Source organism: Saccharothrix coeruleofusca, assembly GCF_014648515.1.
GTDB classification, from domain to species: Bacteria; Actinomycetota; Actinomycetes; order Mycobacteriales; family Pseudonocardiaceae; genus Actinosynnema; species Actinosynnema coeruleofuscum.
Genome location: NZ_BMRG01000023.1, coordinates 64383 through 89929 on the forward strand (window position 1 = coordinate 64383; position 25547 = coordinate 89929).

A 25547-nucleotide genomic window follows, 5' to 3' on the forward strand; every position below is an offset into this window, starting at 1 on the left:
CCGGGCCGGTCAGGGGAACGGCCAGGGGTTGGGCGCGCACACCTTGCCGTCCGCCGGGATCACCGCGCCCTGCGGCACCCCCGCGGTGATCCTGACGATCTCGTCGTTGGACGTGCTGAACGTCTGCTGCATCATCACCGGCGCGAGTCCACCGTGGACCGCGCACGGCTGGTGGCCCTGCCCGAGCGCGTGGCCGACCTCGTGGTTGATCACGTAGCGCCGGTAGTTCACCAGGTCGCCGTCGAAGGCGACCGCGCCGCGCACCCAGCGGGCCGCGCTGAGGTCGATCCGTCCCCCGTTGCGGCACGACACGTCCACGGGGATCTCGTAGCCGCAGAGGGCTCGGGCGGTCCGCATGGAGGTCAGCCGCACCCGCATGCTCGCCGGGCCGCTGTCCACCCGCCGCAGCGCGACGCCGCCGCGCGCGGTCCAGCCGCGCGGGTCGGCCAGCGTGTCCTGCACGAACTGGCCGAACGCCTGCTCGTCGACCCGCACGCCGTCCTCGACCTCCACGACGTAGGTGTGGAGCGTGCCGCTGCCGACGGGCGCCGAGGTGCCCGGAACCACGTGCCACGTCCCGGCGCCCTGCTCCGGGATCGGACCGCCGTCGGGCAGTTCCGCGGACGACGCGTAGACGCGCTTGGTGGTCGTGGTCGTGGTCGTGATCGCGGTCGTGGTTGTGGTCGTGATGGCGCTCGTGGTCGTGGTCGCCGGGACCGTGCTCGTGGCCGATGGCGAGGGGATGGCGTCCCGCACGGCCGATCGCGTGCCCACGACCTGCCACGAGCTCAGCACGAGCACCGTGACCAGGCAGGCGATCAGCCCCAAGCGCGTCCTCATGTCCCCAAGATCGCCGGAAATCGTGAAGAACCTGTTTGCGACCTGCTCGACTCCGATGAACGCAGGGCATACTCGCTGGCGTGTGCGCCCACATCATCGTGGCGGAGGACAACCACAACCAGGCCGAACTGGTTCGCCGCTACCTCGAGCACGACGGGCACTCGGTGCTGGTGGTCCACGACGGACGTGCGGCGATCGACCAGACGCGCAGGCACAACCCCGACCTGCTGGTGCTCGACGTGATGATGCCCGCCGTCGACGGCCTGGACGTGTGCCGGGTCCTGCGCGCGGAGTCCGACGTGCCGATCGTGCTGCTGACCGCGCGGTCGACGGAGGACGACGTGCTGCTGGGGTTCGACCTGGGCGCCGACGACTACATCACCAAGCCGTTCCGGCCGCGGCAGATGGTCGCGCGGGTGCGCACCATCCTGCGCCGCGCCGGGCGTGCCCACTCGGCGGGCTCTGGCGTGCTGCGGGTCGGCGACCTGGCGATCGACCAGGTCCGGCACGAGGTGAGCCTGGCCGGGCAGCCGGTCGCGCTGACGCCCTCGGAGTTCCGGCTGCTGGCCACGCTGGCCGCGCAACCAGGGCGGGTGTTCACCCGCGGCCAACTGCTCTACGACGGCTACATCACCGCGCGTACGGTGGACGTGCACATCATGAAGGTACGCCGCAAGATCGAGCGCGACCCGCGCACCCCGGAGCGGCTGCTGACCGTGTACGGCGTCGGCTACAAGCTCGTATGAGCAGGCGGCACAGCCTGCTGGTCCGGTTCTTCGCGGTCTCGGCGCTGATCGCCGCCTGCTCGATCGCGGTCACCGCCTGGCTGGCCACCCAGGCCACCACCGGCAGCATCAGGCAGGAGCAGGGCGAGGCGCTGGCCACCGACGCGACCCTCTACGACGAGTTGCTGGGCTACGCCGCGACGCACCCGGACTGGTCCGAGGTCGGCCCCACCGTGCGGGCCCTGGCCGCCCGGCACGGCCGCCGGATCGCGCTGACCACCAAGGACCGCGAACCCATCGCCGACTCAGGTGGCCCCGGTGCCCCGCCGCTGCCGGTCACCCCCAAGGTCGTGGTCGACCCGCTGAACGTCGACCCGGCGCTCAAGGCGGGCGGGACCGACGAGATCGACCCGCGCGCCGTCGGCCCGCTGAAGCTGACCGAGCGGGAGAGCGCCGACCTCCAGCGCAAGGCCCGCGCCCTGGCCGAGTGCACCGGCGCGCGGATCTCCACCAGGGCGTCCGGCAGACCCCACCTGGAATGGCCGACCTCCGCCGCTCCCGGCCCGCCGTGCACGGTCGAGAAGGACCTGGACCTGCCCGTGCCGACCGAGGTCGCCGCGAACACCGACTTGCTGAACAGGGCCGCCGCCTGCGCCGAGCGCTCCGGCAAGTCCTTCGCCTTCGACCCGCAGTGGCCGCGGCTCACGGTGGACGTGTACCGGAGCGCGGCCCGCCTGCCCCCGGAAACCGCGCAGTGCCTCACCACCGCGCGCCGGGAGCAGCTCATCCCCTACGTGGCACAGCCCGCACTGCTGTTCCTCACCGCGCCGACCGGGGCGGAACCCGCCACGGTGGACCTGTCCACGGCAGGCGTCACGCGCATCGCGCTGACCGGGGCGGCGATCCTGGCGGTGGCCGGGTTCGCGGCGTGGCTGACCGCGATGCAGCTGGCGCGGCCGATCCGCGCGCTGACCTCGGCGGCGCAGCGGATGGGCGCGGGCGACCGCACCGTCCGCGTCGAGGAGGCCAAGGGCGAACTCGGCGAGCTGGCGCGGGCGTTCAACACCATGTCGGCCGCGCTGGCCGAGACCGAGCGCCAGCGCCGGGCGCTGATCAGCGACGTGGCGCACGAGTTGCGCACCCCGCTGGGCAACGTCACCGGCTGGTTGGAGGCGACCCAGGACGGTCTGGCCACCCCGGACCCGGAGCTGATCTCGATGCTGTTGGAGGAGGCCCTGCTGCTGCAGCACCTCGTGACCGACCTCCAGGACCTCGCCCGAGCCGACGCCGGGACGCTGCGCCTGCACCGCGAGGCGGTGGACGCGGACGAGGTGATCGCCCAGGCGGTCGCCGCGCACCGGGCCGAAGCCGAAGTCCAGGGCGTGGCGCTGCGCGCGGAGAGCCGGTCCGGGCTGTTCCTGCACGCGGACCCGGTGCGGCTGCGCCAAGCCCTGGGCAACCTCGTGACCAATGCCGTCCGCTACACCCCCGCAGGCGGCACGATCACCGTCACCGGCCGCGCCGAAGGCGAGTCGGTGGTGGTGGAGGTCGTCGACACCGGTGTCGGCATCCACGCCGAGGACCTGCCGAGGGTGTTCGACCGGTTCTGGCGCGCGGACAAGTCCCGCAGCCGCACCACCGGCGGCAGCGGCCTGGGCCTGGCGATCACCCGCCAGCTGGTGGAGATGCACGGCGGCGAGGTATCGGTGACCAGCACCCCCGGTGCCGGGACCACCTTCCGCCTCGTGCTGCCGCGACTGCCAGTGGTGTGACTGAATCACCCGGTGGTCGTCACCGAGCCGGTCGTGGCAGGCGGCGCGGACTCCGACGAGGGAGGCAGCGGGGAGGATGGCGGCACCGGGCCGGTCGTGGTCGGCGGGGCCGACGTCGTCGGCGTCGGGATCACCACGGCGAACGGCACGCCGTCCACCTCCCGGCAACCGTGCCCATCGCGCTCCACCTGCGGCTTGGGGTACTGGTTGTCGGCGCGGGGGACGCCGGAGGCGCAGCCGTACCACGGCGACTCCAGCGGTTGCCCGTCCTCGTCGTAGAGGTAGACGTCGGTGAGCGCCTTGCCGTTCTTGTCGAACACGTAGATGTTGTCCGGGTAGTCCGGCGTGGCGCTGTACGTCGCCTGCGGGACCGACGCCCGGTAATAAGTGTGGGTGAACACCGCGTCGAACAGGGTCAGGAACAGGCCCAGCGCGAACGCCCCGATGGGCAGGCTGATCCACAGCCAGCGCCGGTCCCGCTTGGCCCTCGGCCCCGACAGCAGGGCCAGCGCGGTCAGCGGCAGCGCCAGGACCAGGAACTCCGAGATGCCCAGCAGGAAACCGGCGGCCAGGATCACCAGCGCCCGCAGCAGCCACCACCCCGGCTGCAGGGTGCGCAGGTAGGCCAGCACCCTGGCCGCTTCGGACCGCTCCGCCTGGGCGATCGCGTCGCGGGCGAACGAGGCCTCCGGGAGGTTGCCGACTTCCCGCACCAGCCCCGCCCGCCCGAACAGCAGGGCCACCGCGATCAGTCCGCACACCGCGACCAGGAAGGTGACCTGTTCGTGCTCGCCGCCGCTCGCGGCGAAGGCGAAAGCGGCGGCCACACCGGCCACCAGGGCGTAGAAGCAGAACCTGGCCAGCGCCGCGCCCCCGCCGCCCGTCGACGCGGGCGCGGCTGCGGGCGGGTACCCGGCGGCCGCGCGGAGTTCCCGCGCGTAAGCCTCGGGGGAGCCGAGGCGGGCGGCCAGCGCCTCGGCGGAGAACTCGTCGCCCAGCTCCTCAGCGACCTCGACCACGTGCGACCCGGCGTCGTCCATGATCTCGCCCACCTCGACGGCGGGCAGGTCGGACAGGGCAGCGCGCATCCGGTCCAGGTAGCGCTGCACCTCGGTGTTGGTCTGCGTGTTCATGCGACTTCCCCCAACAGGTCGTCCAGCGTCCGCGCGAACGACTTCCACGTGTTGCCCGACTCGATCAGCCGGGCCCGCCCCGGCTCGTTGAGGCTGTAGTACTTGCGGTGCGGCCCCTCTTCGCTGGGAACGACGTAGGACGTCAGCAGCCCGGCGTTGTAGAGCCTGCGCAACGTCCCGTAGACCGACGCGTCGCCGACGCCGTCCAGACCGCCTTGGCGGAGTCGGCGCAGCACGTCATAGCCGTACCCGTCCTCCTTGCGCAGCACCGCAAGGACGGCCAGGTCCAGCACTCCCTTCAGCAGTTGACTGGTGTCCATTGACCTCTCCCGGTTGTGTGCTGTGAACACTACTACGGGAAGCGCAGTACTACCGACACCGGTACACCACCTTTCTGTAACAGTCCGTCACGGGAGCTACTGCCCCAGATCACCACATCGAGCAAGATCGCCGCCCCGCTGTCTCACGCGCGAGCGTTCAGCTCTCCGGAACCACGACGGTCTTGCCGGTGAGCGCACCGGCCTCACCCCGTTCGTGAACCAGCGCGGTCTCCGCCAGCGAATGCCGCTCGGCGACGTGGACGCGCAGCTCATCGGCGCCGCCCCGTCCTCATATCGGCGAACTCGAACAGCGGCCCCATCACCCCTCCCCTCCCCGACCGGCGGACCGAGGGGCGCGAGAGCGGGCGTCACCACTGCGAGAGCCCCGCGATCGGTGATCGACAGTGCGTTCATCCCGGCTCCCTTCAGGACCAGTGACCATCAAGCTAACAGCCCGACGGTTCCTTATCCACTCGCACCGGTGTTGATAACCTGAACGAATGAAGGCGACCAGCGGCGAGTTCCAGCGGGCCCGGCGCCCCGAGCAGGTCGAAGCGCGACGAGCGGCCATCCTGAGCACGGCGGAGGCGATGCTCGCCGAGCGGCTGATCGCCGACATCAGCCTGCGCGAGCTCAGCGACCGGGTGGGACTGGCCAAGTCCAACGTGCTGCGCTACTTCGACAGCCGGGAGGCGATCTTCCTGGAGGTGCTGAACCGCAGGTGGAGCGCATGGCTGGACGAGTTGGAACCGCGCTTGCGCGAAGCGGTGGCCGAGCCCGTGCCCTACGGCCGCGCCATCGCCGTGGCGACCGCGGTGGCCCACTCCGTGCTGCGCCACCCGCTGCTGTGCGAACTGTTCAGCGCGATGGCCTCCGTGCTGGAGCGCAACATCAGCGTGGACTTCGCCCGCGTGTTCAAGGCCCACTCCACCACGAACACGCACCGGCTCGCCCGCTTGGTGCGCGCCGAGCTCCCCCACCTCGGCGCCGACGCGGCGACGCACTTCGCGGAGGCCGTGCTGGTGATCACCGCCGGGCTGTGGCCGCACGCGCACCCCACCGACGCGGTGGCGCGGGTGACCGCCGAACTGGGCCTGCCCCCCGCCGAGCAGACCTTTCCCGCCGCGTTGACCGAGAGCCTGGTCAACCAACTGATCGGCCTCACCGCTCGATCGGGTTAACCACCAAAAGACCACCGGTCCGTTGAGATAGGGTCGAGCAGACCACCGGTTCCTTACCGAGGAGTTGCGATGTCGAGCACCACGTCAAGTCCTCCGCGCTCGGCACCGCGGCGTCGCTTGGCCTTCGTCGCGGTGCTGGTCACCGTGGCGACGCTGCTGTTCTGGGTGCCCTGGTTCGGCCTGTTCCCGCCGTCGGCCCAGTGGCCGTGGCCGGTGACGGTCACCAGTCTGCTGCTGTTCGGCACGGCGTACGTGGCGTTCCCCGTCCTGCTGGTCCGCGCCCACGGGCGGCGGCGCTCCGACCGGGCGGCCCGCATCGCCCACCTGATGCTGGGCGTGAGCTGGGTGGCGTTCGCCTGGACGCTGATCACCGACGTGGTGCGCCTGGTACTGCTGGTGGCCGGGGTCGACAACCCGCTGCGGGCGCGGGCGGTCTCGGTGCTGCTGGCGGTGGTCGTCGTGGTCCTGGTGGCGCACGGCTCGGTCGAGGCGCGCCGGGTGCCCAGGGTCAGGCGTGCCGAGATCGTGCTCCCCCGCCTCGACAGGGCGTTCGACGGCCTCACCATCGCGGTCCTCGCCGACACCCACTACGGCGCGATCGACCGCACCCGGTGGTCCCGCGCCATGGTGGCGGCGGTGAACGCGGCGGAGCCGGACGTGGTGGTCCACGTCGGTGACATCGCCGACGGCACGGTGGCCCAGCGCCGGGGCCAAGCGGCCGCGCTGGGCGAGGTCCGCGCCAGCGCGCGGTTCTACGTCTCGGGCAACCACGAGTACCTGTCCAACGCGCAGGCGTGGCTGGAGCACATGGCGGAGCTGGGCTGGACCAGCCTGCACAACCAGCACCGCGTCCTGGAGCGGGGCGGAGCGCGGTTGGTCTTCGCGGGTGTCGACGACGTCACCGGTTCCGCCTCCGGCGAGCCCGGCCACGGGGACGACCTCGGCGCCGCCCTGGCGGGCACCCGTCCGGACGATCCGGTGGTGCTGCTGGCCCACCAGCCCAGCGAGGTCGGCAAAGCCGCCGCGGCCGGGGTGGACCTGCAACTGTCCGGACACACCCACGGCGGGCAGATCTGGCCGTTCCACCACCTGGTGAGGCTGCAGCAGCCGGTGCTGTCGGGGCTGAGCGGGCACGGGGAACGCACTCAGCTCTGGACCAGTCGCGGCGCGGGCTTCTGGGGGCCACCGCTGCGGGTGTTCGCGCCGAGTGAGATCTCCTTGTTGACCCTGCGGGCGCCGCGGTGATCGCCGTGACCGCGTGGAGAGCGGGGAGGAGGGGTCAACTCGTCATGAAGGGGCGCAGCACCGTGCGGAGGTAGTCCAGGGACCACCGGCTGCCTTCGTGGGCCAGGGTGCTGAGCACCTCGCGCAGGAACAGCACCGGCATCCGCTCGCGCCATCGGGAGTCCAGCGGTCGCACTTCCCGGTAGGCGTCGAAGAACCTGGCGGGCGACTTGTCGGCGCAGAACATCATGCTCAGGTCGACCTCGGCCCACATCCACGACACGGCGGGATCGATGAACACCGGTTCGCCGTCCGGCGCGGCCACCACGTTGTTGTGCCACAGGTCGCCGTGGGTCAGCACGGGTGGCGCGGTGGGCACGATGTCGGGGAGTCGGACGCACAGCCGCTCCAGGGCGGCACGATCACGACTGGTCAGCACGGCTTCGGCTTTGGGTTCACCGACGTAGCGCAGCAACCGCTGCTCCGCGAAGAACACGTGGCCGTCGTCGTGCCAGTGGTTGCGTTGCGGCAGCACGCCCAGCCAGCCGTCGTGCGGCCAGCCGAACCTGTCGCCGTGCACACCGTGCAGGGCGGCCACCGCGCGGCCGGCGTGTTCCCAGAACTCCGGTTCGGCGGGCACTCGCGGGGTCAGCGCCTCCAGCGCCAGCCCTCCCCCTCCGACGCCGAGCACGCGCGGGGTGCGCAGACCGTGATCGCGGAGCGCGTCCAACCCTTCGGCCTCGACCTCGTACAGGTCCTCGGGGGTGTCGTCAGTGGTCTTGAGCACCAGGTCGTCGGCATTCGCGCGGTGAACCATCCAGACGGTGTTCACCACGCCGCCCGTCAGCAGTTCCAGGCCGGTCACGTGGTCGTCCAGTCCCAACGCTGCCAGCGCTTCGCGTGCTCGGCGCTCCTTGGGCTCCGGGAGGATCATGAGCACCAGGTTCGCAGGCGGGAGCGGCCCGGTGCCAGAGGGGGTGGCAGGCGCGTTCACGGAGCGGAGAGGGCGATGCGGAAAGGGCGATGACGAGACTGGTGATCCTGGTGGGCTTGCAGGCGTCGGGGAAGACCACCTTCTACACCCGCCACCTGGCCGCCACCCACCTGCACGTGAGCAAGGACCTCTGGCCGCGCGCCAGGCACCGCGAGGCCCGGCAGCGGCGCGCGGTGGCGGAGGGGTTGGCGGCGGGCCGGTCGGTCGCGGTGGACAACACCAACGCTTCTCCCGAGGAGCGGGCGGGGTTGGTCGCGCTCGGCCGGGCTGCCGCCGTGCCGGTGGTCGGCTACTGGTTCCCGCCGGACCCGGCGGGGTCGCTGCGGCGCAACGCCGCCAGGCCGGGTCGGGCGCGGGTGCCCGAAGTGGGTTTGTTCGCCACGCTGAAGCGCCTGCGCCCGCCCACCTTCGACGAGGGTTTCGACGAACTGCACGAGGTGCGCTTCGACGGCGCCGGGGACTTCACCACCACACCGCTGTGAAGCGCTCGCTCAGTTGCGCGACGGCAGCGAGTCCCACCCCTTGGCCGGTTCCGGTCGGCCGAACAGGAAGCCCTGCGCGTAGCCGCAGCCCGCGCGGCGCAGCCAGTCCGCCTGCTCCCGCGTCTCGATGCCCTCGGCCACGGTGACCGCACCCAGCACCTCGGCCAGGTCGATGATGCAGCGCACCACGCCCGCGGTGCGGCCGGTGTCGCCCAGCGCCCTGGTGAACGACTTGTCGATCTTGACCACGTCGAACGGGTAGCGGTGCAGGTAGCTCAGCGACGAATAACCGGTGCCGAAGTCGTCCAGCGCCACCCGCACCCCGGTTTCGCGCACCGCCATCAGCGCCCGCATCGCCGCCTCGTCGGCCCACACCGACTCGGTCACCTCGATGGTCAGCCCGTCCGGCGGCAGAGCGGTGGCCTCCAGGGCACGGCCCAGCGAGGGCAGGAAGCCGGGCGCGGACAGCTGCCGGGTGGACACGTTGACCGTAACGTCCAGCGAGCGGCCCTCCCCGCGCCAGCGCACCGCCTGCGCGCACGCCGCGGTCAGCACCTGCGCGCCCAGCGGCACGATCAGGCCGGTCTCCTCGGCCAGGCCGATGAACTCCTGCGGCGGCAGCAGTCCGCGTCCCGGCCGCTGCCAGCGCACCAGCGCCTCCGCGCCGGACACCGCCGAGCTGGTCAGGTCCACGATGGGCTGGTAGTGCAGCACCAGCTGCTCGGTGCCGATCGCGGCGCGCAGGTCGCGCTTGTCGCGCTGGCGGGCCAGCAGCTCCTCGGCCATCTCCCGGCGGAACAGCCGCGCCCGGCCGCCGCCTTCCCGCTTGGCCACGTACATCGCGGTGTCCGCGTCGTGCAGCAGCTCGTCAGTGGCGGTGTCGGGCGCGGACACCGCGACGCCGATGCTGGCCCGCATCACCAGGTCGTAGCCCAGATCCGACCACGGCTCGCGCAGCGCCGCCAGCGCCGCCGCGGCCAGCCGCAGGCACTCCCGCTCGGTGCCGCCGGGCACCAGCACGGCGAACTCGTCGCCGCCCAGCCGCGCGGCCACCGCGCCCGGTTCGACCGCGTCGCGGATGCGGTGCGCCGCCGCGACCAGGTACCGGTCGCCCGCGTGGTGCCCCTCGGTGTCGTTGACCTCCTTGAACTGGTCGAGGTCGAGCACCAGCAGGCCCGCGTCGCCGTCGGCCAGCGCTCGGTCGAGCAGGTGCAGCAGGTGGGCGCGGCCGACCAGGCCGGTCAGCTCATCGCGCTCGGTGCGGTGGCGCAGCTGGTCCTCCAGCCGTCTGCGCACGCTGATGTCCACCGCCGCGATCAGGGTGCGGTCCGGTCCCATCGCCTGCTCCACGCGCGCCGGGTGCAGCGCCACCACGCGCTCGACGCCGGGCAGCCGCACCTCCACCGGCTGGTCGCGGCATCCCCGGTCGCAGGCCGCGATGTTGGGCCCGTGCGGGCACGGCACCGCGGGGGCCGCCACGCCGTCCCAGCCGAGCAGGTCCCTGGCCCGTTCGTTGTGCAGTCCCGGCGTGCCGTCGCCGTCGACGAGGACCAGGCCGACCGGGCTGGAGTGCAGCACGGCGGCGGTCGTGGCGCGCGCGTCCTCGGCGCGCAGGTGCGCCAGCTCGGCGCGGCGGGCCACCCGCACCACCTGGTGCAGCGCGGCGGATTCCAGCACCAGGCCCGCCAGCGGCAGCAGCATCGTCGGCAGCGTGTCGTGGGGGGCCGCCCCGGTGCCCAGCACCAGCGAGGCGATCACGCCTGCCAGGTAGCCCACCAGCGCGAAGGCCGCCTCCACGACCAGCCGCTCGCCGCGCAGCGCGCGCTTGGTGGTGACGCCGAACAGGAAGCCGATGACCACTTGCGGGGCGGGCAGCAGGAGCAGGGCGGAGGCGGCGATGACGCCCTCCAGCGCGGCGACCCACCGGCTGTCGCCGCGCGGCTTGAGCCACCACGACCCCAGCACCACCGCGACCAGGGCCACGACGGCGAACCGCGCCGGGTGGTCGGCCTCCAGCACGAGGGTGGTCGCCAAGCCCACGCCGCCGACCCACGCCACGACGTCGACCAGTGTTCGGATGCGCCGCAACCCGCGGTCACCCACTGAAGTCGTCACGTGTTCCGTCTCCCCCACCACGGCATCCCGCGCTGCCGGGTCGAAGTTGGCACTATCCGATGCCACGACCAGTTCGGCAACCGCCATCCGGGTGAGTCCGCTCCACCAGGCGGCCCATGGTGGGCGATCTTGGTGACAGAACCGGACAGAACGCTTTTACATCGTTGTAAGCGCAGCTTCGGCGCACTACCGTCCACTCTGCTGGAAAACGCATTCCGGTCCTCTTCGGACAACCCCGGCGCTTCCCGGCGGAGGCCACCATGCCGACTCCCCTGCTGGTCGCACTGATCACCACCGCGCAGCTGCTCAGCCCGACCGCTCCCACTCCCGCCGCGACCGTCTGCTTCCTGGCCTGCGACGCCTTGGACCCCTCGCAGGCCAGGGAGGAGGAGTTCCCGGTGCCGGAGAAGCGGCTCAACGGCCGTCTCCTGGTGCTGCACGTGTCCGACGCCGACGGCATGGCGTGGGGCAGCATCGACGAGGGGACGCCAGGCGACTCGGTGTGGCTGGACCGCTCGTGGGACGGCGGCGTCACCTGGGAGCCCCTGCTGGGCAGGGCAACCGTGCCCGGCACGCGGACGGGCACGCGCACGCTGATGCACAACGTGAGCGACCCTGCCGGGCACCGGCGCGGCCTGATCCGCGCGTGCGGTGACGCGGGAGCGGTGGCGTGCACCGACTGGATCTACCCCGTGGTGTGCGACGTGCTGTGCGATCACGTCGACGCGAGCCTGGCCGCCGGTGACGTCCAGCCGGTCGCCCCGACCACCTTGCACGGCCGCACGATCCGCCTGCACGTGGACGCGAGGGCGATGGCTTGGGGAACGGTCGAGACAGGCGGTCCCGGTGACGAGGTGTGGCTGGACCGCTCGTGGGACGAGGGCGCGAGCTGGCCGGGCGGTTCGTCGTTGGGCCGCACCGCCGTCATCTCCGGCACTTCGACCCGCACGACCATGTTCGCCACGCGCGACCCGCGCGGGCGCCACTACGGCGGCGCGGTCCGCGCGTGCGGACGCGCGGCGGGGAGCAACGAGGGCAGCTGCACGGCGTGGGCCCGCCCAGCTCCGACTCGGGCCGATGGCGCGGCGGAAGCGCTGATGTACTCGTACCGTCCCCACGAGGGGTGGTGGGCCAGCAGCTGGTGGAACTCGGCGGCCACGCTGACCGCGCTGGTCGACTACGCGGCGCGGACCGGGAACCGCCGCTACGACTGGGTCGTGGCGCGCACCTTCGACGTCAACCGGGGCGTCTTCCCCGCCGGGCAGCGCGGCAGCGACCCCATCGAGGGCGACTTCGTCAGCCGGGCCATCGACGACAGCGCGTGGTGGGGGCTGGCGTGGATCGCGGCCTACGACCACACCGGCGAGCGGCGCTACCTGGACATGGCGGCGACCATCGGGGCTTATGTGCACCAGTACTGGGACACCGGGACCTGTGGTGGCGGCGTGTGGTGGGACCGCGAGCGCACGTACAAGAACGCGGTGACCGCGGGCCTTTACGTGCGCTTGGCCGCGTCGCTGCACCGCCGCCTGCCCGGTGATGCGGTGTGGTCTCGGCGCACCCGCACCGCGGCGGACTGGTACCTGGCCAGCGGCATGATCAACAGCGCGGGGCTGGTGAACGACGGTCTGACCGCGGACTGCCGCAACAACGGCTCGACGGTGTGGACGTACAACCAGGGCCTGGGCATCGGCGGCCTGACCGAGGCGTGGCGCGCCACCGGCGATGCCCGGTACCTGGCCGCGGCCCGGCGGCTGGCCGATGTCGCGCTGGTGAGCCCGGTGCTGACCCGTGGCGGGGTGCTGACCGAGTCGTGCGATGTCGGGCAGCGCAGCTGCGACGACAACCAGAAGCAGTTCAAGGGCATCTTCGCGCGCTACCTGGCCGACCTGGCGCGGGTGACCGGCTCGGCGGCCCACCGGGCCTACGCCCAGCGGCAGTCGGACTCGATCTGGACCACCGATCGCGACGCGCTCAACCGGTTGGGGCAGCGCTGGGCGGGCGGCACCCCGAACCAGCTCGACTGGCGCACCCAGGCCAGCGCGCTCGGCGGCGTCCTGGTCCGCTGACCACTTCCGCTGGCGTGCCCACCGGTTCGTCACCGCCCGAGGGCGGACGCCACCTCCTCCCCCAGCGCCGTCGCGAGCGCCGCCATCTCCTCCGGCGGGATCTCCAGGTAGCCGTGGTCCGCCGAGAAGGCAGCGATCTGCTGCCGCTCATAGGGCACGCCCGGCGGCAGCGGTGCGAGGTGCCAGTGGACGTGCCGGTTGCCCTGCTGGCTGCCCAGGCTCAGCACGTACAGCCGTTCGGTGGGGACGAGGCGCGGCAGCGCCTGGCCGACCGCGTGGACCACGCGCTGCAACTCCAGGTACTCCTCCACCGGGAAGTCGCCGATGACGTGCTCGTGGTGGTCGACCGGCGCCACCAGCACGTGTCCCCGCATGAAGGGGAACTTGCTGAGGAACACGATCGCCCGCTCGTCGCGGTGCGCGACGTGGTGGGGGTAGTCGGGGTTGTCCGCCAGCACCTCGCAGATGAAGCAGGCCCTGCGGACCAGCTCCAGGTAGGCGTCCTCGTCCCACGGCACGCGGTTCACCCGATCGATCATGCCGGCACCGGTCGGACCACACCGAGGGATGACGTGGCGACAAAACGGGTAAACCGCCCACCGTGACCGGACAAGTTGCAGTCTTCGCGCCCTCGCCCCAGCTCACCATCACCGTCGAGGACCTCGACGGCACCCCCGACATCCACCTGCACGCGGGCGGCCAAGGAGTCTGGCAGTCCCGCATGATCGCCTCACTCGGCGTCGACGTCGTGCTGTGCGCCGCGCTCGGCGGTGAGACCGGCCACGTGCTGCGGCATCTCATCGACGTCGAGCTGCGCGCGCGGGACGTGGCCGCGCGCAACGGTGCCTACGTGCACGACCGGCGCGAGGGCGAGCGGGAACCCATGGTGCAGATGCAGCCCGATCACCTGTCCCGCCACGAGCTCGACGACCTCTACGAGATGACGCTGGTCGAGTCGCTGCGCGCCGGGGTGGCCGTGCTCAGCGGTCCCAGCGACGACGTGGTGCCCGACGAGCTGTACCAGCGGCTCACCGCGGACCTGCGGGCCAACGGCTGCGAGGTGGTGGTCGACCTGTCCGGCGGCAGGCTGGCCGCCGCGCTGGAGGGCGGGCCGTCGATCCTCAAGGTCAGCCACGACGAGCTGGTCGAGGACGGGTTGGCCGACTCGGCCGAGGTGCCCGACCTGGTCAAGTCCTGCTACCGGCTGGCCGAGTCGGGGGCGCGGGCGGTGGTGGTGTCGCGGGCCGCGGACCCGACCCTGGCGCTGATCGAGGGCGAGCTGTTCACCGTGGAGGTTCCGACGCTGTCCACAGTGGATACCCGTGGTGGTGGCGACTCCATGACCGCCGGGCTCGCCGCGGGCACGGCCAGGGGCGACTCGCTGCACGAAGCCCTTCGGCTGGGCGCGGCGGCGGGCGCGCTGAACGTGACCCGGCACGGGCTGGGCACCGGCAGCGGCGAGGGCGTCGCGGAGTTGACCGGCCGGGTGGAACTGCGTCCGCTGGAGGAAGCGTGAGGGTTGTGGTGACCAACGACGACGGCATCGACTCGCCGGGGCTGCTGGCGCTGGCGGGCACCGCGCGGGAGCACGGCTGGGACGTGGTCGTCGCCGCGCCCGCGCGGGAGTCCAGCGGCACCAGCGCCGGGCTGACCGCGGCCGAGCACGGGCGCAGCGTCGCCGTCGAGCGCCGGGAGCTGGCAGGCCTGCCGGGGGTGCCCGCGTTCGCCGTGGCCGCGCACCCCGGCCTGATCGCGCTGGTGGCCTGCCAGGGCGCGTTCGGCGACCCGCCGGAGGTGGTGCTGTCGGGGGTCAACCGGGGCGCGAACATCGGCCGGGCGGTGCTGCACTCGGGCACCGTCGGCGCGGCGCTGACCGCGTCGATCAACGGCGCGCGGGCCATGGCGGTGTCGCTGGACGTCGGCTTGGGCGACCCCGACGAGGTGGTGGAGTACCACTGGGGCACCGCGACGGCCGTGGCGCGCGGGGTGTTCGAGCGGTTGGTCGCCCTGCCGCCGGGTGTGGTGCTCAACCTCAACGTGCCCAACCGGGAGCGGGTGGGGCCGCCGCTGCGGGCCGGGCTGGCCGAGTTCGGCGCGGTGCAGACGCGCCTCAAGCAGGTCGGGGACGGCGGCATCGACGTGGCGCCGCTGGTGGTGGAGGGCGAGCTGCCGCCGGGCAGCGACGCCGCGCTGCTGGCGCAGGGCCACCCCACCGTCACGCCGCTGCGGTCGGTGGCCGAGGATCTCGAGGTGGAGCTGTGAGCCTCCCCGACGGGTGCGGATCGCGTGCCCGCGCGAATCCGGTCAACCGAGCGCGATGCGCTCGGAAACGAGGAGAAGCGCACAGGTGTGGCAGTGCGCGGAGATCGCCGCGAACGGGGGGTTAATCACGTCCGCTGTGGTGCCGGAGGACTTCACCCAATAATCGGGTCAGCTGCTCCCGCTCGGGAAGTGACAGGGGTGCGAGCAGTTCCTCTTGGACGCGCGCCAGCCGCCGTTCCTGCCTGCGCAGCTGGCGTCGGCCCGCCGCGGTGATGGTGACCGTGTTGCGCCTGCGGTCGACGGGGTCGGGGGTGCGCTCGACCAGGCCGCGGTCGGCCAGCTCGTTGAGCGCGGCGACCACGTCGCTGAGGTGGATGCCGCTGCTGCGGCCCAGGGTGGCCTGGCTGACCGGGCCGATCCGGTCCAGCTCGGCCAGCAGCCGGAAGTGGTGCCCGCGCGCGTCGACCGCGGCCAGCCCGTCGGTCACCAGGCGGTGGGCGTGCAGGGCGGTCTGGGTGATCAGCCAGCTGGGCAGGGTCACCCACTTGGCGGCCGGGTCGGGGGCCGGGGCGCGCGTGTCCATGGCAGCCACCCTAATCAGCTCGTTGGACCGACCAATGTTTCCCGGAAATGGTTGGCCCGGCCAACGTTCCGATCGCGAATGTTGGCCGGGCGAACAGCGAACGCGGTGATCACAGCGGACGCCCGCGGGCCGAGCCCGAGGGCCCGACGGGCAGGTGGGTCCGCACCGCCCGCTCCGACGGGTCGTCGGGGATCGGACGGGACTACGGCATCCCGCTGTCGCGGGTGCGGGACCTCGTCGGCCGGGCGGTGGTGGGCGACGCGGTCAGCGCCGTCCACCACCGGTTCGGATCAGCAGCTCAGCAGGCACCGCGAGTAGGTGGCGGTGTAGGTCGTCGGGGTCGCGGGCGCGATGATGTTGTGCGTCTGCGCTCCCCCGTCGGACCAGTTGCGGTACCGGTAGCGGGAGAACGTCCCACTGCCCTGCGGGCTGGGCGCGCTGATCGAGTTGTTCGACCCGACGATCACCGTGCGGGTGAACGGCGTGGCCTGGGTCGCCCCGCCCACGGCCAGCTGCAGACCGCTGGGGCTGCTGGCGAAGGTCAGCGCCACCGTCTGCGGGTCCAGCCTGCGGGTCGTGCTCGCCGTGCGCCCCGACGAGTCGGTGGCGGTCAGCGTCAGCTCCAGGTACGAGGGGTACTCGTGGTCGGGCGCGACGAAGGTCCCCGACGACACCCCCGTCGTGTTCTGCACGACGTGCTCGTGGCAGGAGCCGGTGCTGGCGCAGTGCTGGATGCTCAGCTTCCAGCTCAGCGCCGACGCGGGCAGCGCGCCGTCCTGCGGGTCGGTGGCCGATCCGCTGAACGACACCGCCTGCCCCACCCGCCAGCGCAGCGCCGTGGTGGGCGTGCTGATCACCGGCACGGGGTCCTGCGAGGTCGGTGTGCCCACGGTGACGGCCACCGCCGCGGTGCCGGAGGCGCCCGCCTGGTCGGTCACCCGCAGCCGCGCGGTCACCTGGGCCTGGGCGGTGTAGGTCCAGGTCGCGGTGGCGGAGGTGGAGTCGTCGTAGGCGCCGTCACCGTCGAGGTCCCACGCGTAGCTCAGCACGTCGCCCTGATCGGGGTCGGTGGAGCCGGTGCCGCTGAACTGCACGGTCAGCGGCGCGGGGCCGGAGGACGGCGTGGCGGTGGCCACCGCGGTCGGCGCGCGGTTGCCGCCGCCGGGGTAGCTGACCCGGCGCACCTGCCCCGCGCCCAGCGCCACGTAGAACAGGTCGCCGCCGGGACCGGTGAGCACCTGCACGGGGGCGTTGACGCCGGTGACGAACGGCACCAGCTTGGTCGGGTCGGGCTGGCCCGCGGTGGTCTGCATGGCCCAGACGCAGCCTCGGGAGCTGTCGGCGAAGAACAGCGCTCCGTCGTAGGCGGCCGGGTAGTTGCTGCCGTTCTCGAAGGCGATGCCCGCCACCGACGAGCCGCCGGTCGGGCACGGGTCGCTCGCCACGACCTTGGACGAGTGGTTGTAGGCGTAGAACGGGGCGTTCTGGCCGCCCGAGGTGTACAGCGACTCGCACAGGGTCAGGTTGGCGTTGTCGTAGCCGGACTGCCGTGCCGCGCCCTCGAAGCAGGGCCAGCCGAAGTTCTCCGCGGTCGCGTCGTTGGCGTCGGCGATCCGGTTGATCTCCTCCCAGGTGTTCCAGCCGACGTCGCCGGACCAGATCTCCTCGGTGCCGGGGCGGAAGGCGAAGCGGAACTGGTTGCGCATCCCGTGGGCGATGACCCGGCGGGCGTTGGCGTCCGGGCTGCCCGCGAACGGGTTGCCGGGCATCCCGGCGCCGGTGTCCGGGTCGACCCGGACGATGGTGCCGTCCAGGGTGACCGGTTCGCCCGCAGGCCTGCGCGGGGACTGCGAGCGCAGCGCGCCGCCCCTGGCGGTCGGCGGGGTGAGGTTGGTCCCCGCGGCCGAGGGCGGGTCCGCGCACGGGTTGCCCACCTGGCCGTAGTCGGCGAAGTTGAAGCTCGCGCCGTCACCGCCGCCGACGTAGAGGGCCCCGTCGGGGCCGAAGGCGACGGTGCCGATGGAGTGGCTGGGGTACTGCTGGCACCAGTCGGTGATCAGCGGCTGCTCGGCGGTGGCCACGCCCGCCGGGCCCATGGTCAGCTTGGACAGCCGCCCGGTGACCACGCAGCCCTGGTCGGTGGCGCCGGGCGGGGTCGGGCAGGTGTCGCCCCAGCGTGGCGCCGCGCCGCCGGGCACCGCGTCGTAGGTGTAGAGGGCGTAGACGAACGGGCGGGCGGGGAACCGCGGGTCGACCGCGATGCCCAGCAGGCCGCGGTCCCAGAAGTCCTGCGTCTGCGGGCGCAGGTCGGCGAACACCGTGGCGGTGGTGTCCGCCAGCGAGTCGAACACCTTGACGATCCCGCTCTTCTCGGCGACGAAGACCTTGCCGTCCGGCGCGAAGGCGACGTTGGTGGGTGCGGTCAGGCCGCCGATGGCCAGGCTGTCGGTGAACCCGGTGGGCACCGCGGCGGTGGCGGTCGGTGTGGTGGCGACGGTCGTGCCCGCGACGACGAGCAGCGCGGTCAGCACGCTCGTCGTGCGTCTGGCGCGGGGTTGTCTGCGGCGGAAGAAACCCATGAGGTTGTACTCCTCTCGCACTTCGGAGTGAGCACGAAGGGGTAACACGGGCTCTGGCCAGGGCGTTTTGCAATCCGTGCCAGAGTCGTCCGGACGCCCCACCGTCATACGAGCGGAGCAATCCGGTCCTGTCGGACAGTGCGGAGCCGGTCACCGGTGGTGAGAGGCCGCGTCGCTGTCCGCCCCACCTGGAATATCCCTCATCTGCGGCCCACCCGCCAAGAGACCGCGACCAGGTCGAGGACTGCGCACGCAGGCGCGGCACTGGCCGAGGTTGGGGCGCGACCAGCGCCCCAACCTCGGCTACGCCCCCGAGGGGGCGTGACTCACGGCCGCACGTGGACCATCAGCGAGTCCACGCCGTGCACGATGGACGCGCCGCGGAAGGCGGGCGCGGGGTCGGCGAACCGCAGCTGCGGGAAGCGGCGGACCAGCGCGGGGAAGGCCGCCCGCAGCTCCATCCTGGCCAGCTCGGCGCCCACGCAGCGGTGGGCGCCGTGGCCGAAGGCCAGGTGCCCCGAGGGGGCGCGGGAGGGGTCGAACCCGTCGGCGCCCTCGCGGTTGGCCGCGCTGAGCGAGCAGACCAGCACGTCGCCCTCCCGGATCTCGGTGTCGCCGATCCGCATGTCGCGGCGGGCGAAGCGGGGGAACGCCACCTGCACCACGCTCAGGTGCCGCAGCAGCTCCTCCACCAGCGGGGCCACCGCGGCGTCGTCGTCGCGCATCGCCGCGCCCGCCTGCTCGTCGCTCATCAGCACGATCGCGCCCAGCGCCAGCATGCTGGCCGTGGTGTCGAACCCGCCGGTGAGCACCCCGTCGGCCAACCCGGCCAGCTCCTCGTCGCTGACCTCGTCACCGTGCTCCCGGATGATCATGCCGATCAGCCCGTCGCCGGGGGCCAGCCGCTCCCGCCGCACGATGTCGCGCATGTAGGCCAGCGACTCCGAGACCGCCCCCAGCGCCGCGCCCGCGCCGCCGAACAGGTCGAACCGCGCCGAGGCCAGCTGCTGGAACCGGTCGCGGTCGTCGTAGGGCACGCCCAGCAGCTCGCAGATGGTCAGCGACGGGATGGGCAGCGCGAACTCCCGCACCAGGTCCACCGGCCCGTCCGCGGCGGCCATGGCGTCCAGCCGCTCGGTGACGATCTCGTCGATGCGCGGGGCCAGCCTGGCCAGCCTGCGCATGGTGAACTCGGGGGTGAGCAGCTTGCGCAGCCGCGTGTGGTGCGGCGGGTCGGCGAAGCCGAGGCCGCCGGGCGACTGCTCCAGGCCCACCGCCGCGCCCAGCTTGGCGTAGTCGTTGCTGAACGAGTCGGTGTCGGCCAGCACGGCCTTGGCCTCGGCCTGGCCGGTGACCAGCCACACCCGCACGCCGAAGGGCACCGGCACCCGGTGCAGCGGCGCGGCCCGCCGCATCCGCTCCAGCTCGGCGACCGGCTCCACGCCGTCGCGCTTGAGCGGCACCAGCGCCGCCTGCGGCAGCAGCGCCAGCGCCCGCGAGCCGAACTTCGCCAGCACCCACTTCGCGGCCGACCGCCGCGCGACCCAGGCGACCAGACCGTCTCGCACCGATGCCACTGTCGTCATGACCGTTCCTCCCCCTCAACCACGGGCTCGGCCCCACCCGGCCGATGATCGTGGCACGGTAACCCGACCGGGGACCGCGCTGCGTCAAACCCCGGTCGGAAGCGCCTCAGCCTCCGGTAGTACTAGGCGGTCGCGGTGCGTGTCGGGGATGCCGGGAAGCCCACTCGAACGGCTCGAACCCCCGCACGGCGGGCGGGTCGCGGTTGCGCCGAACGGCACTGTCCCGCCAATGAACAACACGGTGAACTTGCAGTGGGTAAGTTCGTCACCACACCGGGGGTCCCCGATGTCCTGCCGCCCGCTCCGCCTCCTGGCGCTGTCCGCCCTGCTGCTCGGCCTGGCCGCCCCGGCGCACGCCGCCCCCGACCTGCCGGTCCAGGACCTGCCCGACGCCCCCGCCACCGCCACCGCGGTCGACCCGACCCGGCGGATCGAGACCGACCGCGAGACCCGGCCGGTGGCGCCGGGGGTGACGCTGGACTCGTTCGACTGGTACGAGCCGGGCGGCGCGGGCGGCTGGGTGCGCGGCGACGCGCTCACCGTCGACCTGACGGCGGGCACGCGGGTGGACTACCTCGACCCCGGTCGCGTCACCGACGTCGAGCCGCTGTCCGCGCAGGCCGACCGGACGGGCGCGGTCGCCGCGATCAACGGGGACTTCTTCGACATCAACAACTCCAACGCCCCGGAGGGGCCGGGGGTGCGCGACGGGCAGCCGGTGAAGTCGGGGGCGGCCGGGCGCGGCCGAGCGGTGGGCATCGACGCGGCGGGCCTGGGCCGGGTGATGGAGGTGCTGTTCGAGGGCGGTGTCGTGCTGCCGTCCGGGCAGGTCCCGCTGGCGCAGCTCAACAGCGCCTCGATCGGCGCGGACGGCATCGGCGTGTTCACCCCGCTGTGGGGGTCCTACAGCCGGGCCCGCGCGGTGCGCGGCGGCGCGCGGGTCACCGAGGTCGTGGTGCGCGGCGACGTCGTGGTGGCCACGCGCGGGCAGGCGACCGCGGAGCCGATCCCCTCCGACGGGTACGTGCTGGTCGGCCGGGAGACGGGCGGGGACGCGCTGGCCGCGCTGCGGCCCGGCGACCCCGTCTCGGTGCGGTACACCGCCAAGGCCGCCGACGGCGCGGCCCTGCGCGCCGCGATCGGCGGCAGGCAGCTGCTGGTGGACAACGGCGAGGTGGTCGCGCCGGAGGACCCGATCAACCCGCGCACCGCCGTGGGCTTCTCGGCGGACGGCAAGAAGATGTTCATGCTCACCGTGGACGGCCGGACCACGCCGTACCTGCTCGGCCTGAGCCTGCGCGACCTGGCGACCACGCTCAAGGAGATGGGCGCGCACAACGCGCTCAACCTCGACGGCGGCGGCTCGTCCACGATGGTCGTGCGCACGCCCGGCGCGGAGGCGGTGGAACTGGCCAACACCCCGTCCGACGGCGGTGAGCGGCCGGTGCCCAACGGGCTGGCGCTGTACGCCCCGCGGGGCAGCGGCGAGCTCGCCGGGTTCTGGGTCGGCACCGCGGTCGACCCGGACACCGCGCCCGGCGCCGGGACGGTCCCCGGCGGCCACCCCGAGCGGGTGTTCCCCGGTCTGACCCGGCGGCTGACCGCCGAGGGGTACGACGAGACCTACGGGCCCGCGCGCGACGAGTCGCACGTCTGGCACAGCTCCCGCCCCGAGGTCGGCCGCGTCGACCAGGACGGCGTGTTCCGCGCCCAGCGGCCCGGCACCACCAGCGCCGTGGCGCGGCGGGGGCGGGTGAGCGGCGAGCTGGAGCTGACCGTGCTGGGCCCGCTGGCGCGGCTGTCGGCCACCGAGAGCAGGCTCAGCCTGGCTGCGGTCGGCGGCACGGCGGCCTTCGGCGTGGTGGGCCACGACGCCGAGGGGTTCACCGCGCCGATCGAGCCCGCGGACCTGGCGCTGGAGTACGACCGGGCGGTGGTCGACGTGGTCGGCGGCGAGGACGGCGCGCTGCGGGTGACGGCCAAGCGGGAGGGCGCCACCACGGTCGTGGCCCGCGCGGGCGGGCGCGAAGTGCGCCTGCCGGTCACGGTCGGGCTGCGCGAGCAGCTGGTGGCCGGGTTCGACGACGCCGCGTCGTGGACGTTCGGCTCGGCGCGCGGGTCGGGGTCGGTGGCACCGACCCCGGACGGGCGCACCGGCACGGGGTTGAGGCTGAGCTACGACTTCAGCCAGTCCACCGGGACGCGCACCGCCTACGCCATCCCGCCGCGGCCGATCGAGGTCGAGGGGCAGCCGCTGGCGCTGGGCGCGTGGGTGCACGGGCACGGCCGCGGCGAGTGGACCGCGTTCACCGTCACCGACGCCCAAGGGCTGACGCGCTCGCTCTACGGCCCGTTCATCACCTGGGAGGGCTGGCAGCAGATCGAGGTCGCGGTGCCCGCCGAGCTGGCGTTCCCGCTGCGGATCACCCGGTTCTACACCATCGAGATCAAGTCCGACCGGCAGTACACCGGCGAGGTGCTGGTGGACGACATCGTGGCGAAGGTGCCGCCGCCGGTCGAGCTGCCGCCCACCGAGGTGGTGGCGGACCGGTTCGTGGTGCGGGACGGCACGGTGGACGGGCGACCGTGGCGGTTCGCGGTGATGTCCGACGCCCAGTTCGTGGCGCGCGATCCCGACAGCGACCTGGTGAAGGCGGCACGGCGGACCCTGCGGGAGATCAAGGCGCAGCGGCCCGACTTCGTGGTCGTCAACGGCGATCTCGTGGACGAGGCCGCGCCCGAGGACCTGGCGCTGGCGCACCGCGTGCTCGACGAGGAGCTGGGCGACGAGCTGCCGTGGTACTACGTGCCGGGCAACCACGAGATCATGGGGCCGGGCACGATCGACAACTTCCGCCGCGAGTTCGGCGTCACCAACCGCGTCTTCGACCACCGGGGCACCCGGTTCGTGCTGCTGGACTCCTCCACCGGCACGCTGCGCGGGGGCGGTTTCGACCAGGTGGTGATGCTGCGCGACGCGCTGCGCGACCACGGCGGGGTGAACTCGGTGGTGGTGCTGGAGCACCACCCGACGCGCGACCCGTCGCCGGTCAAGAGCAGCCAGCTGTCCGACCGGATGGAGGCGGCGCTGGTGGAGCGGTGGCTGGCCGAGTTCCAGCGGGACACCGGCAAGGGCGCGGCGTTCATCGGCGCGCACGTGGGCCTGTTCGCCGCCTCGCGGGTGGACGGCGTGCCGCACCTGGTCAACGGCAACTCCGGCAAGGCGCCCTCGGGCGACGCGGGCGCGGGCGGGTTCACCGGCTGGACGCTGCTGGGCGTGGACCAGGGCGCACGGGACTGGCTGGCCGCGGAGATCCGCCCGCACGTGGACGCGCTGGCGCTGCAGGCGCCGCCGGTCGTGTGGACGGGCTCAGCGGAGCGGGTGAGCGCCACCGTGACCCAGGGCGCGCGGCGGGTGCCGGTGGCGTACCCGATGAGCCAGGACTGGAGCGGCTCGCCGAACCTGCACGTCGGGCCGCGGCAGGGGGTGCGCCCGTGGCACACCGCGTGGTTCGACCCCAGCACCGGCGAGCTGACCGGCCTGCGGCCCGGCCGGGTGACGCTGGCGGTGGCGGTCAACGGCGTGACGCAACGGGCGGAGGTGACCGTCGCGCTGCCGCAGCGGGGCCTGGGCGTCGCCTGAAGTGTTCCCCGCCCGAGTGTTCACCGGCTGTTCGCCCGCGTGCGGTGCGCGCGTGCGGTGGCGTCGCAATAGTTTCGGGACGCCACCGCACGGGTCACGATCGGAGCGCCCCGATGTCGCACCACCACGGCCACTCCCACGAGCACACCCACCAGGACGCGCGGGACAGCTGGCTGAACCAGGAGGACGACCGCCCGCTCTCGGTGGCGCGCCGACGCTTCCTGGCCGGGCTGGGCGCGGCGGGCGCGGTCGCGGGGACCGCGGCGGTGGGCGCGGGGACCGCGCACGCCCACGAGGACGACCACAGGCCGCGCAACCCGTGGGGCGGCGGCGACCGGTGGTTGACGGGTGACCACCACATCCACACCCGGTACTCCTCCGACGGGCAGTACGAGGTCGCCCAGCAGGTGGCCGCGGCGCGCGAGCACGGCCTGGACTGGGTGGTCATCACCGACCACGGCGGCGTGGCGCACCAGAAGCTCTCGCTCGACCAGGTCGGGCCGGACGTCGAGCGGGCCCGCAAGTCCTACCGCGACGTGCTGGTGTACCAGGGCCTGGAGTGGAACATCCCCGGCGCGGAGCACGCCACCCTGTTCCTGCCTCCGGGCCGCTCCACGATGGACATCCTGCGGGCGTTCGAGGCCGCGTACGACGGCGGCGTGCTGTCCACGCCCGCAGAGCAGGGCGGCGCGGGCCTGATCCCCCGCTCGACCGGACCCGAGGGCGAGCCGTACGCGCTGGCCGCCCTGCGCTACCTGGAGGCGCAGGTGCTCTCCGGTCGCACCGAGATCGCGCTGATGTTCGCCAACCACCCGTCCCGCCGCGGCCTGGACAGCCCGCACGAGCTGCGGGGCTGGCGCGACGCCGCGCCCGGCGTCGCGGTGGGCATGGAGGGCGCGCCGGGCCACCAGGCCGCGGGCATCCCCGAGGACCGGGGCGGGCGCGGTGGTGGGCGCGGCTACTACGACTCCTCCCCCGGCCCGGACAGCTTCCCCGGCTACGCCCCCACCGCGTCGGAGAACCCCTACCGCACCTACGGCGGGTTCGACTGGATGACCGCCAAGGTCGGCGGCCTGTGGGACTCGATGCTGGCCGAGGGCAAGCCGTGGTGGGTCACCGCGACCTCCGACAGCCACCAGAACCACCGCGACACGCACGTCCCCGGCAGCGGGGACCACGGCAGCACCGGCAGCCGCGGCAAGCCCGTCGACACCGGGGTCGAGCAGGTCTACGGCGACTACTGGCCCGGCTTCTACAGCAGCACCCTGGTCGGCGCGGCCTCCAAGTCCTACCTCGACGTCATGCGCGGGATGCAGGCGGGCAAGGTCATCGCCGTGCACGGCAGGCTGATCGACGGGCTGGACCTGCGGGTGCGCACGAACCGGGACGGCCGGGGCGTCACCATCGGCGGCCGCACGTTCGTCCCCCGCGGCGGCGAGGTGGAGGTCGTCATCGAGGTGACCTTGGCCCGCGGCGCGAACTTCGGCGGCGTGGTGCCGAAGCTGGCCAAGGTCGACCTGATCGCGGGTCCGGTCACCGGCCCGGCGGCCGACCGGGACGCGCTGTCGGCGCCGGGGACCTCGGTGGTGAAGACCTTCGAGGTCGGCGGCGCACGCGGCGAGGTCCGCTTCACGCACACCTTCCGCGATGTCGACCGCTCCTTCTACCTGCGGCTGCGCGGCAGCGACGGCAACCGGCTGACCGCCGACGGGCATCCCGTGGAGGACGTGATCGGCGACGCGGACCCGTGGGCCGACCTGTGGTTCTACGCCAACCCGGTCTTCATCGACGTCATCTAGCGAACACCCTCCGATCACCCTTTCGAGTAACGCTCGAAAGGGTGATCATCGACATCGTGAACGTGATCATCCGCAGACTTGGCGGCAGCGCATGACCGCCCGCCCTCGACGCTTATTGACCTTCCTGCCGCTCGTGCTGCTGCTCTTACCGACCGCGCCACCCGCCGGTGGCGCGGCGACCACGGCCTGGTGCCAGTCGCTGGCCGCGGGCGCGCCCGTGGTCGACGTGCTCGGCGACTC

19 protein-coding genes are annotated in these 25547 nt (G+C 73.1%); 10 read left to right on the plus strand and 9 right to left on the minus strand.

Annotated features, from left to right (window positions below):
* Positions 1-9: 9 nt before the first annotated feature.
* Entirely contained in the window at positions 10-840 is an 831-nt protein-coding gene (locus IEZ00_RS32870) for a DUF3152 domain-containing protein (RefSeq protein ID WP_189227273.1), read from the minus strand.
* Positions 841-920: 80 nt separating this feature from the next.
* On the opposite strand from IEZ00_RS32870, the gene IEZ00_RS32875 reads away from it, so the two are divergent.
* Complete coding sequence (locus IEZ00_RS32875; protein WP_189227274.1) at positions 921-1586, plus strand: response regulator; 666 nt, start codon at positions 921-923, stop codon at positions 1584-1586.
* Complete coding sequence (locus tag IEZ00_RS32880; protein WP_189227275.1) at positions 1583-3337, plus strand: sensor histidine kinase; 1755 nt, start codon at positions 1583-1585, stop codon at positions 3335-3337. Before IEZ00_RS32875 ends, IEZ00_RS32880 begins: the two co-directional genes overlap by 4 nt.
* Positions 3338-3342: 5 nt before the next feature.
* Here IEZ00_RS32880 and IEZ00_RS32885 read toward each other — a convergent pair whose 3' ends face one another.
* Together IEZ00_RS32885 and IEZ00_RS32890 are read right to left on the minus strand one after the other, a co-directional pair.
* Positions 3343-4470, minus strand: a complete 1128-nt coding sequence (locus IEZ00_RS32885; protein ID WP_189227276.1) for an HAAS signaling domain-containing protein — start codon at positions 4468-4470, stop codon at positions 3343-3345.
* Positions 4467-4790, minus strand: coding sequence for a PadR family transcriptional regulator (locus IEZ00_RS32890; RefSeq protein WP_189227277.1), 324 nt, complete (start codon positions 4788-4790; stop codon positions 4467-4469). The genes IEZ00_RS32885 and IEZ00_RS32890 overlap by 4 nt, the downstream gene beginning before the upstream one ends.
* 500 nt (positions 4791-5290) lie before the next feature.
* Here IEZ00_RS32890 and IEZ00_RS32895 point away from each other — a divergent pair, with 500 nt between their 5' ends.
* Positions 5291-5971, plus strand: a complete 681-nt coding sequence (locus IEZ00_RS32895; RefSeq protein ID WP_189227278.1) for a TetR/AcrR family transcriptional regulator — start codon at positions 5291-5293, stop codon at positions 5969-5971.
* 69 nt (positions 5972-6040) lie between these two features.
* Entirely contained in the window at positions 6041-7216 is a 1176-nt protein-coding gene (locus IEZ00_RS32900; RefSeq protein WP_189227279.1) for a metallophosphoesterase, read from the plus strand.
* Between the two features lie 34 nt (positions 7217-7250).
* Here the strand turns inward: IEZ00_RS32900 and IEZ00_RS32905 are convergent, their stop codons facing one another.
* Positions 7251-8129: a fructosamine kinase family protein gene (locus IEZ00_RS32905; RefSeq protein WP_189227280.1), complete on the minus strand. Its 879-nt coding sequence runs from the start codon at positions 8127-8129 to the stop codon at positions 7251-7253.
* Between the two features lie 89 nt (positions 8130-8218).
* Here IEZ00_RS32905 and IEZ00_RS32910 point away from each other — a divergent pair, with 89 nt between their 5' ends.
* Positions 8219-8671: an ATP-binding protein gene (locus tag IEZ00_RS32910; protein ID WP_189227281.1), complete on the plus strand. Its 453-nt coding sequence runs from the start codon at positions 8219-8221 to the stop codon at positions 8669-8671.
* Positions 8672-8680: 9 nt separating this feature from the next.
* Here IEZ00_RS32910 and IEZ00_RS32915 read toward each other — a convergent pair whose 3' ends face one another.
* The gene (locus IEZ00_RS32915; RefSeq protein WP_189227282.1) at positions 8681-10786 is read right to left on the minus strand and encodes a putative bifunctional diguanylate cyclase/phosphodiesterase; all 2106 of its coding nucleotides are present in this window, start codon (positions 10784-10786) and stop codon (positions 8681-8683) included.
* A 260-nt stretch (positions 10787-11046) separates the two neighbouring features.
* Here IEZ00_RS32915 and IEZ00_RS32920 point away from each other — a divergent pair, with 260 nt between their 5' ends.
* Positions 11047-12855: a glycoside hydrolase family 76 protein gene (locus IEZ00_RS32920; RefSeq protein WP_189227283.1), complete on the plus strand. Its 1809-nt coding sequence runs from the start codon at positions 11047-11049 to the stop codon at positions 12853-12855.
* A 29-nt stretch (positions 12856-12884) separates the two neighbouring features.
* On the opposite strand, the gene IEZ00_RS32925 is transcribed toward IEZ00_RS32920, so the two are convergent.
* Positions 12885-13394: an HIT family protein gene (locus tag IEZ00_RS32925; protein ID WP_189227284.1), complete on the minus strand. Its 510-nt coding sequence runs from the start codon at positions 13392-13394 to the stop codon at positions 12885-12887.
* Between the two features lie 62 nt (positions 13395-13456).
* Here IEZ00_RS32925 and IEZ00_RS32930 point away from each other — a divergent pair, with 62 nt between their 5' ends.
* Together IEZ00_RS32930 and surE are read left to right on the plus strand one after the other, a co-directional pair.
* Positions 13457-14371 carry a PfkB family carbohydrate kinase gene (locus IEZ00_RS32930; RefSeq protein WP_189227285.1) on the plus strand — a complete coding sequence of 305 codons (915 nt, stop codon included), beginning with the start codon at positions 13457-13459 and terminating at the stop codon, positions 14369-14371.
* On the plus strand, positions 14368-15117 hold the full coding sequence (surE, locus tag IEZ00_RS32935) for a 5'/3'-nucleotidase SurE (protein WP_189227286.1): 750 nt from the start codon (positions 14368-14370) through the stop codon (positions 15115-15117). Before IEZ00_RS32930 ends, surE begins: the two co-directional genes overlap by 4 nt.
* Positions 15118-15238: 121 nt before the next feature.
* Here the strand turns inward: surE and IEZ00_RS32940 are convergent, their stop codons facing one another.
* From IEZ00_RS32940 to IEZ00_RS32950, 3 genes are all read right to left on the minus strand, one after another.
* Positions 15239-15700 (minus strand): MarR family winged helix-turn-helix transcriptional regulator, encoded by a 462-nt coding sequence (locus IEZ00_RS32940; protein WP_189227287.1) that lies wholly within the window; start codon positions 15698-15700, stop codon positions 15239-15241.
* Positions 15701-15990: 290 nt separating this feature from the next.
* Entirely contained in the window at positions 15991-18279 is a 2289-nt protein-coding gene (locus IEZ00_RS32945) for a PQQ-dependent sugar dehydrogenase (RefSeq protein WP_189227288.1), read from the minus strand.
* A 326-nt stretch (positions 18280-18605) separates the two neighbouring features.
* Positions 18606-19865, minus strand: a complete 1260-nt coding sequence (locus IEZ00_RS32950) for a cytochrome P450 (RefSeq protein WP_189227289.1) — start codon at positions 19863-19865, stop codon at positions 18606-18608.
* A gap of 286 nt (positions 19866-20151) precedes the next feature.
* On the opposite strand from IEZ00_RS32950, the gene IEZ00_RS32955 reads away from it, so the two are divergent.
* Together IEZ00_RS32955 and IEZ00_RS32960 are read left to right on the plus strand one after the other, a co-directional pair.
* Positions 20152-23508, plus strand: coding sequence for a phosphodiester glycosidase family protein (locus tag IEZ00_RS32955; RefSeq protein WP_189227290.1), 3357 nt, complete (start codon positions 20152-20154; stop codon positions 23506-23508).
* A 113-nt stretch (positions 23509-23621) separates the two neighbouring features.
* Entirely contained in the window at positions 23622-25307 is a 1686-nt protein-coding gene (locus IEZ00_RS32960; protein ID WP_189227291.1) for a PHP domain-containing protein, read from the plus strand.
* Positions 25308-25547 lie beyond the last annotated feature (240 nt).

What these genes read in the sequence shown, in the direction of transcription:
- IEZ00_RS32870 (WP_189227273.1), bottom strand. Translation starts at nt 840, where the DNA reads ATGAGGACGCGCTTGGGGCTGATCGCCTGCCTGGTCACGGTGCTCGTG.
- IEZ00_RS32880 (WP_189227275.1), top strand. Translation starts at nt 1,583, where the DNA reads ATGAGCAGGCGGCACAGCCTGCTGGTCCGGTTCTTCGCGGTCTCGGCG.
- IEZ00_RS32885 (WP_189227276.1), bottom strand. Translation starts at nt 4,470, where the DNA reads ATGAACACGCAGACCAACACCGAGGTGCAGCGCTACCTGGACCGGATG.
- IEZ00_RS32890 (WP_189227277.1), bottom strand. Translation starts at nt 4,790, where the DNA reads ATGGACACCAGTCAACTGCTGAAGGGAGTGCTGGACCTGGCCGTCCTT.
- IEZ00_RS32895 (WP_189227278.1), top strand. Translation starts at nt 5,291, where the DNA reads ATGAAGGCGACCAGCGGCGAGTTCCAGCGGGCCCGGCGCCCCGAGCAG.
- IEZ00_RS32900 (WP_189227279.1), top strand. Translation starts at nt 6,041, where the DNA reads ATGTCGAGCACCACGTCAAGTCCTCCGCGCTCGGCACCGCGGCGTCGC.
- IEZ00_RS32905 (WP_189227280.1), bottom strand. Translation starts at nt 8,129, where the DNA reads ATGATCCTCCCGGAGCCCAAGGAGCGCCGAGCACGCGAAGCGCTGGCA.
- IEZ00_RS32910 (WP_189227281.1), top strand. Translation starts at nt 8,219, where the DNA reads ATGACGAGACTGGTGATCCTGGTGGGCTTGCAGGCGTCGGGGAAGACC.
- IEZ00_RS32920 (WP_189227283.1), top strand. Translation starts at nt 11,047, where the DNA reads ATGCCGACTCCCCTGCTGGTCGCACTGATCACCACCGCGCAGCTGCTC.
- IEZ00_RS32925 (WP_189227284.1), bottom strand. Translation starts at nt 13,394, where the DNA reads ATGATCGATCGGGTGAACCGCGTGCCGTGGGACGAGGACGCCTACCTG.
- IEZ00_RS32940 (WP_189227287.1), bottom strand. Translation starts at nt 15,700, where the DNA reads ATGGACACGCGCGCCCCGGCCCCCGACCCGGCCGCCAAGTGGGTGACC.
- IEZ00_RS32945 (WP_189227288.1), bottom strand. Translation starts at nt 18,279, where the DNA reads ATGGGTTTCTTCCGCCGCAGACAACCCCGCGCCAGACGCACGACGAGC.
- IEZ00_RS32950 (WP_189227289.1), bottom strand. Translation starts at nt 19,865, where the DNA reads ATGACGACAGTGGCATCGGTGCGAGACGGTCTGGTCGCCTGGGTCGCG.
- IEZ00_RS32955 (WP_189227290.1), top strand. Translation starts at nt 20,152, where the DNA reads ATGTCCTGCCGCCCGCTCCGCCTCCTGGCGCTGTCCGCCCTGCTGCTC.
- IEZ00_RS32960 (WP_189227291.1), top strand. Translation starts at nt 23,622, where the DNA reads ATGTCGCACCACCACGGCCACTCCCACGAGCACACCCACCAGGACGCG.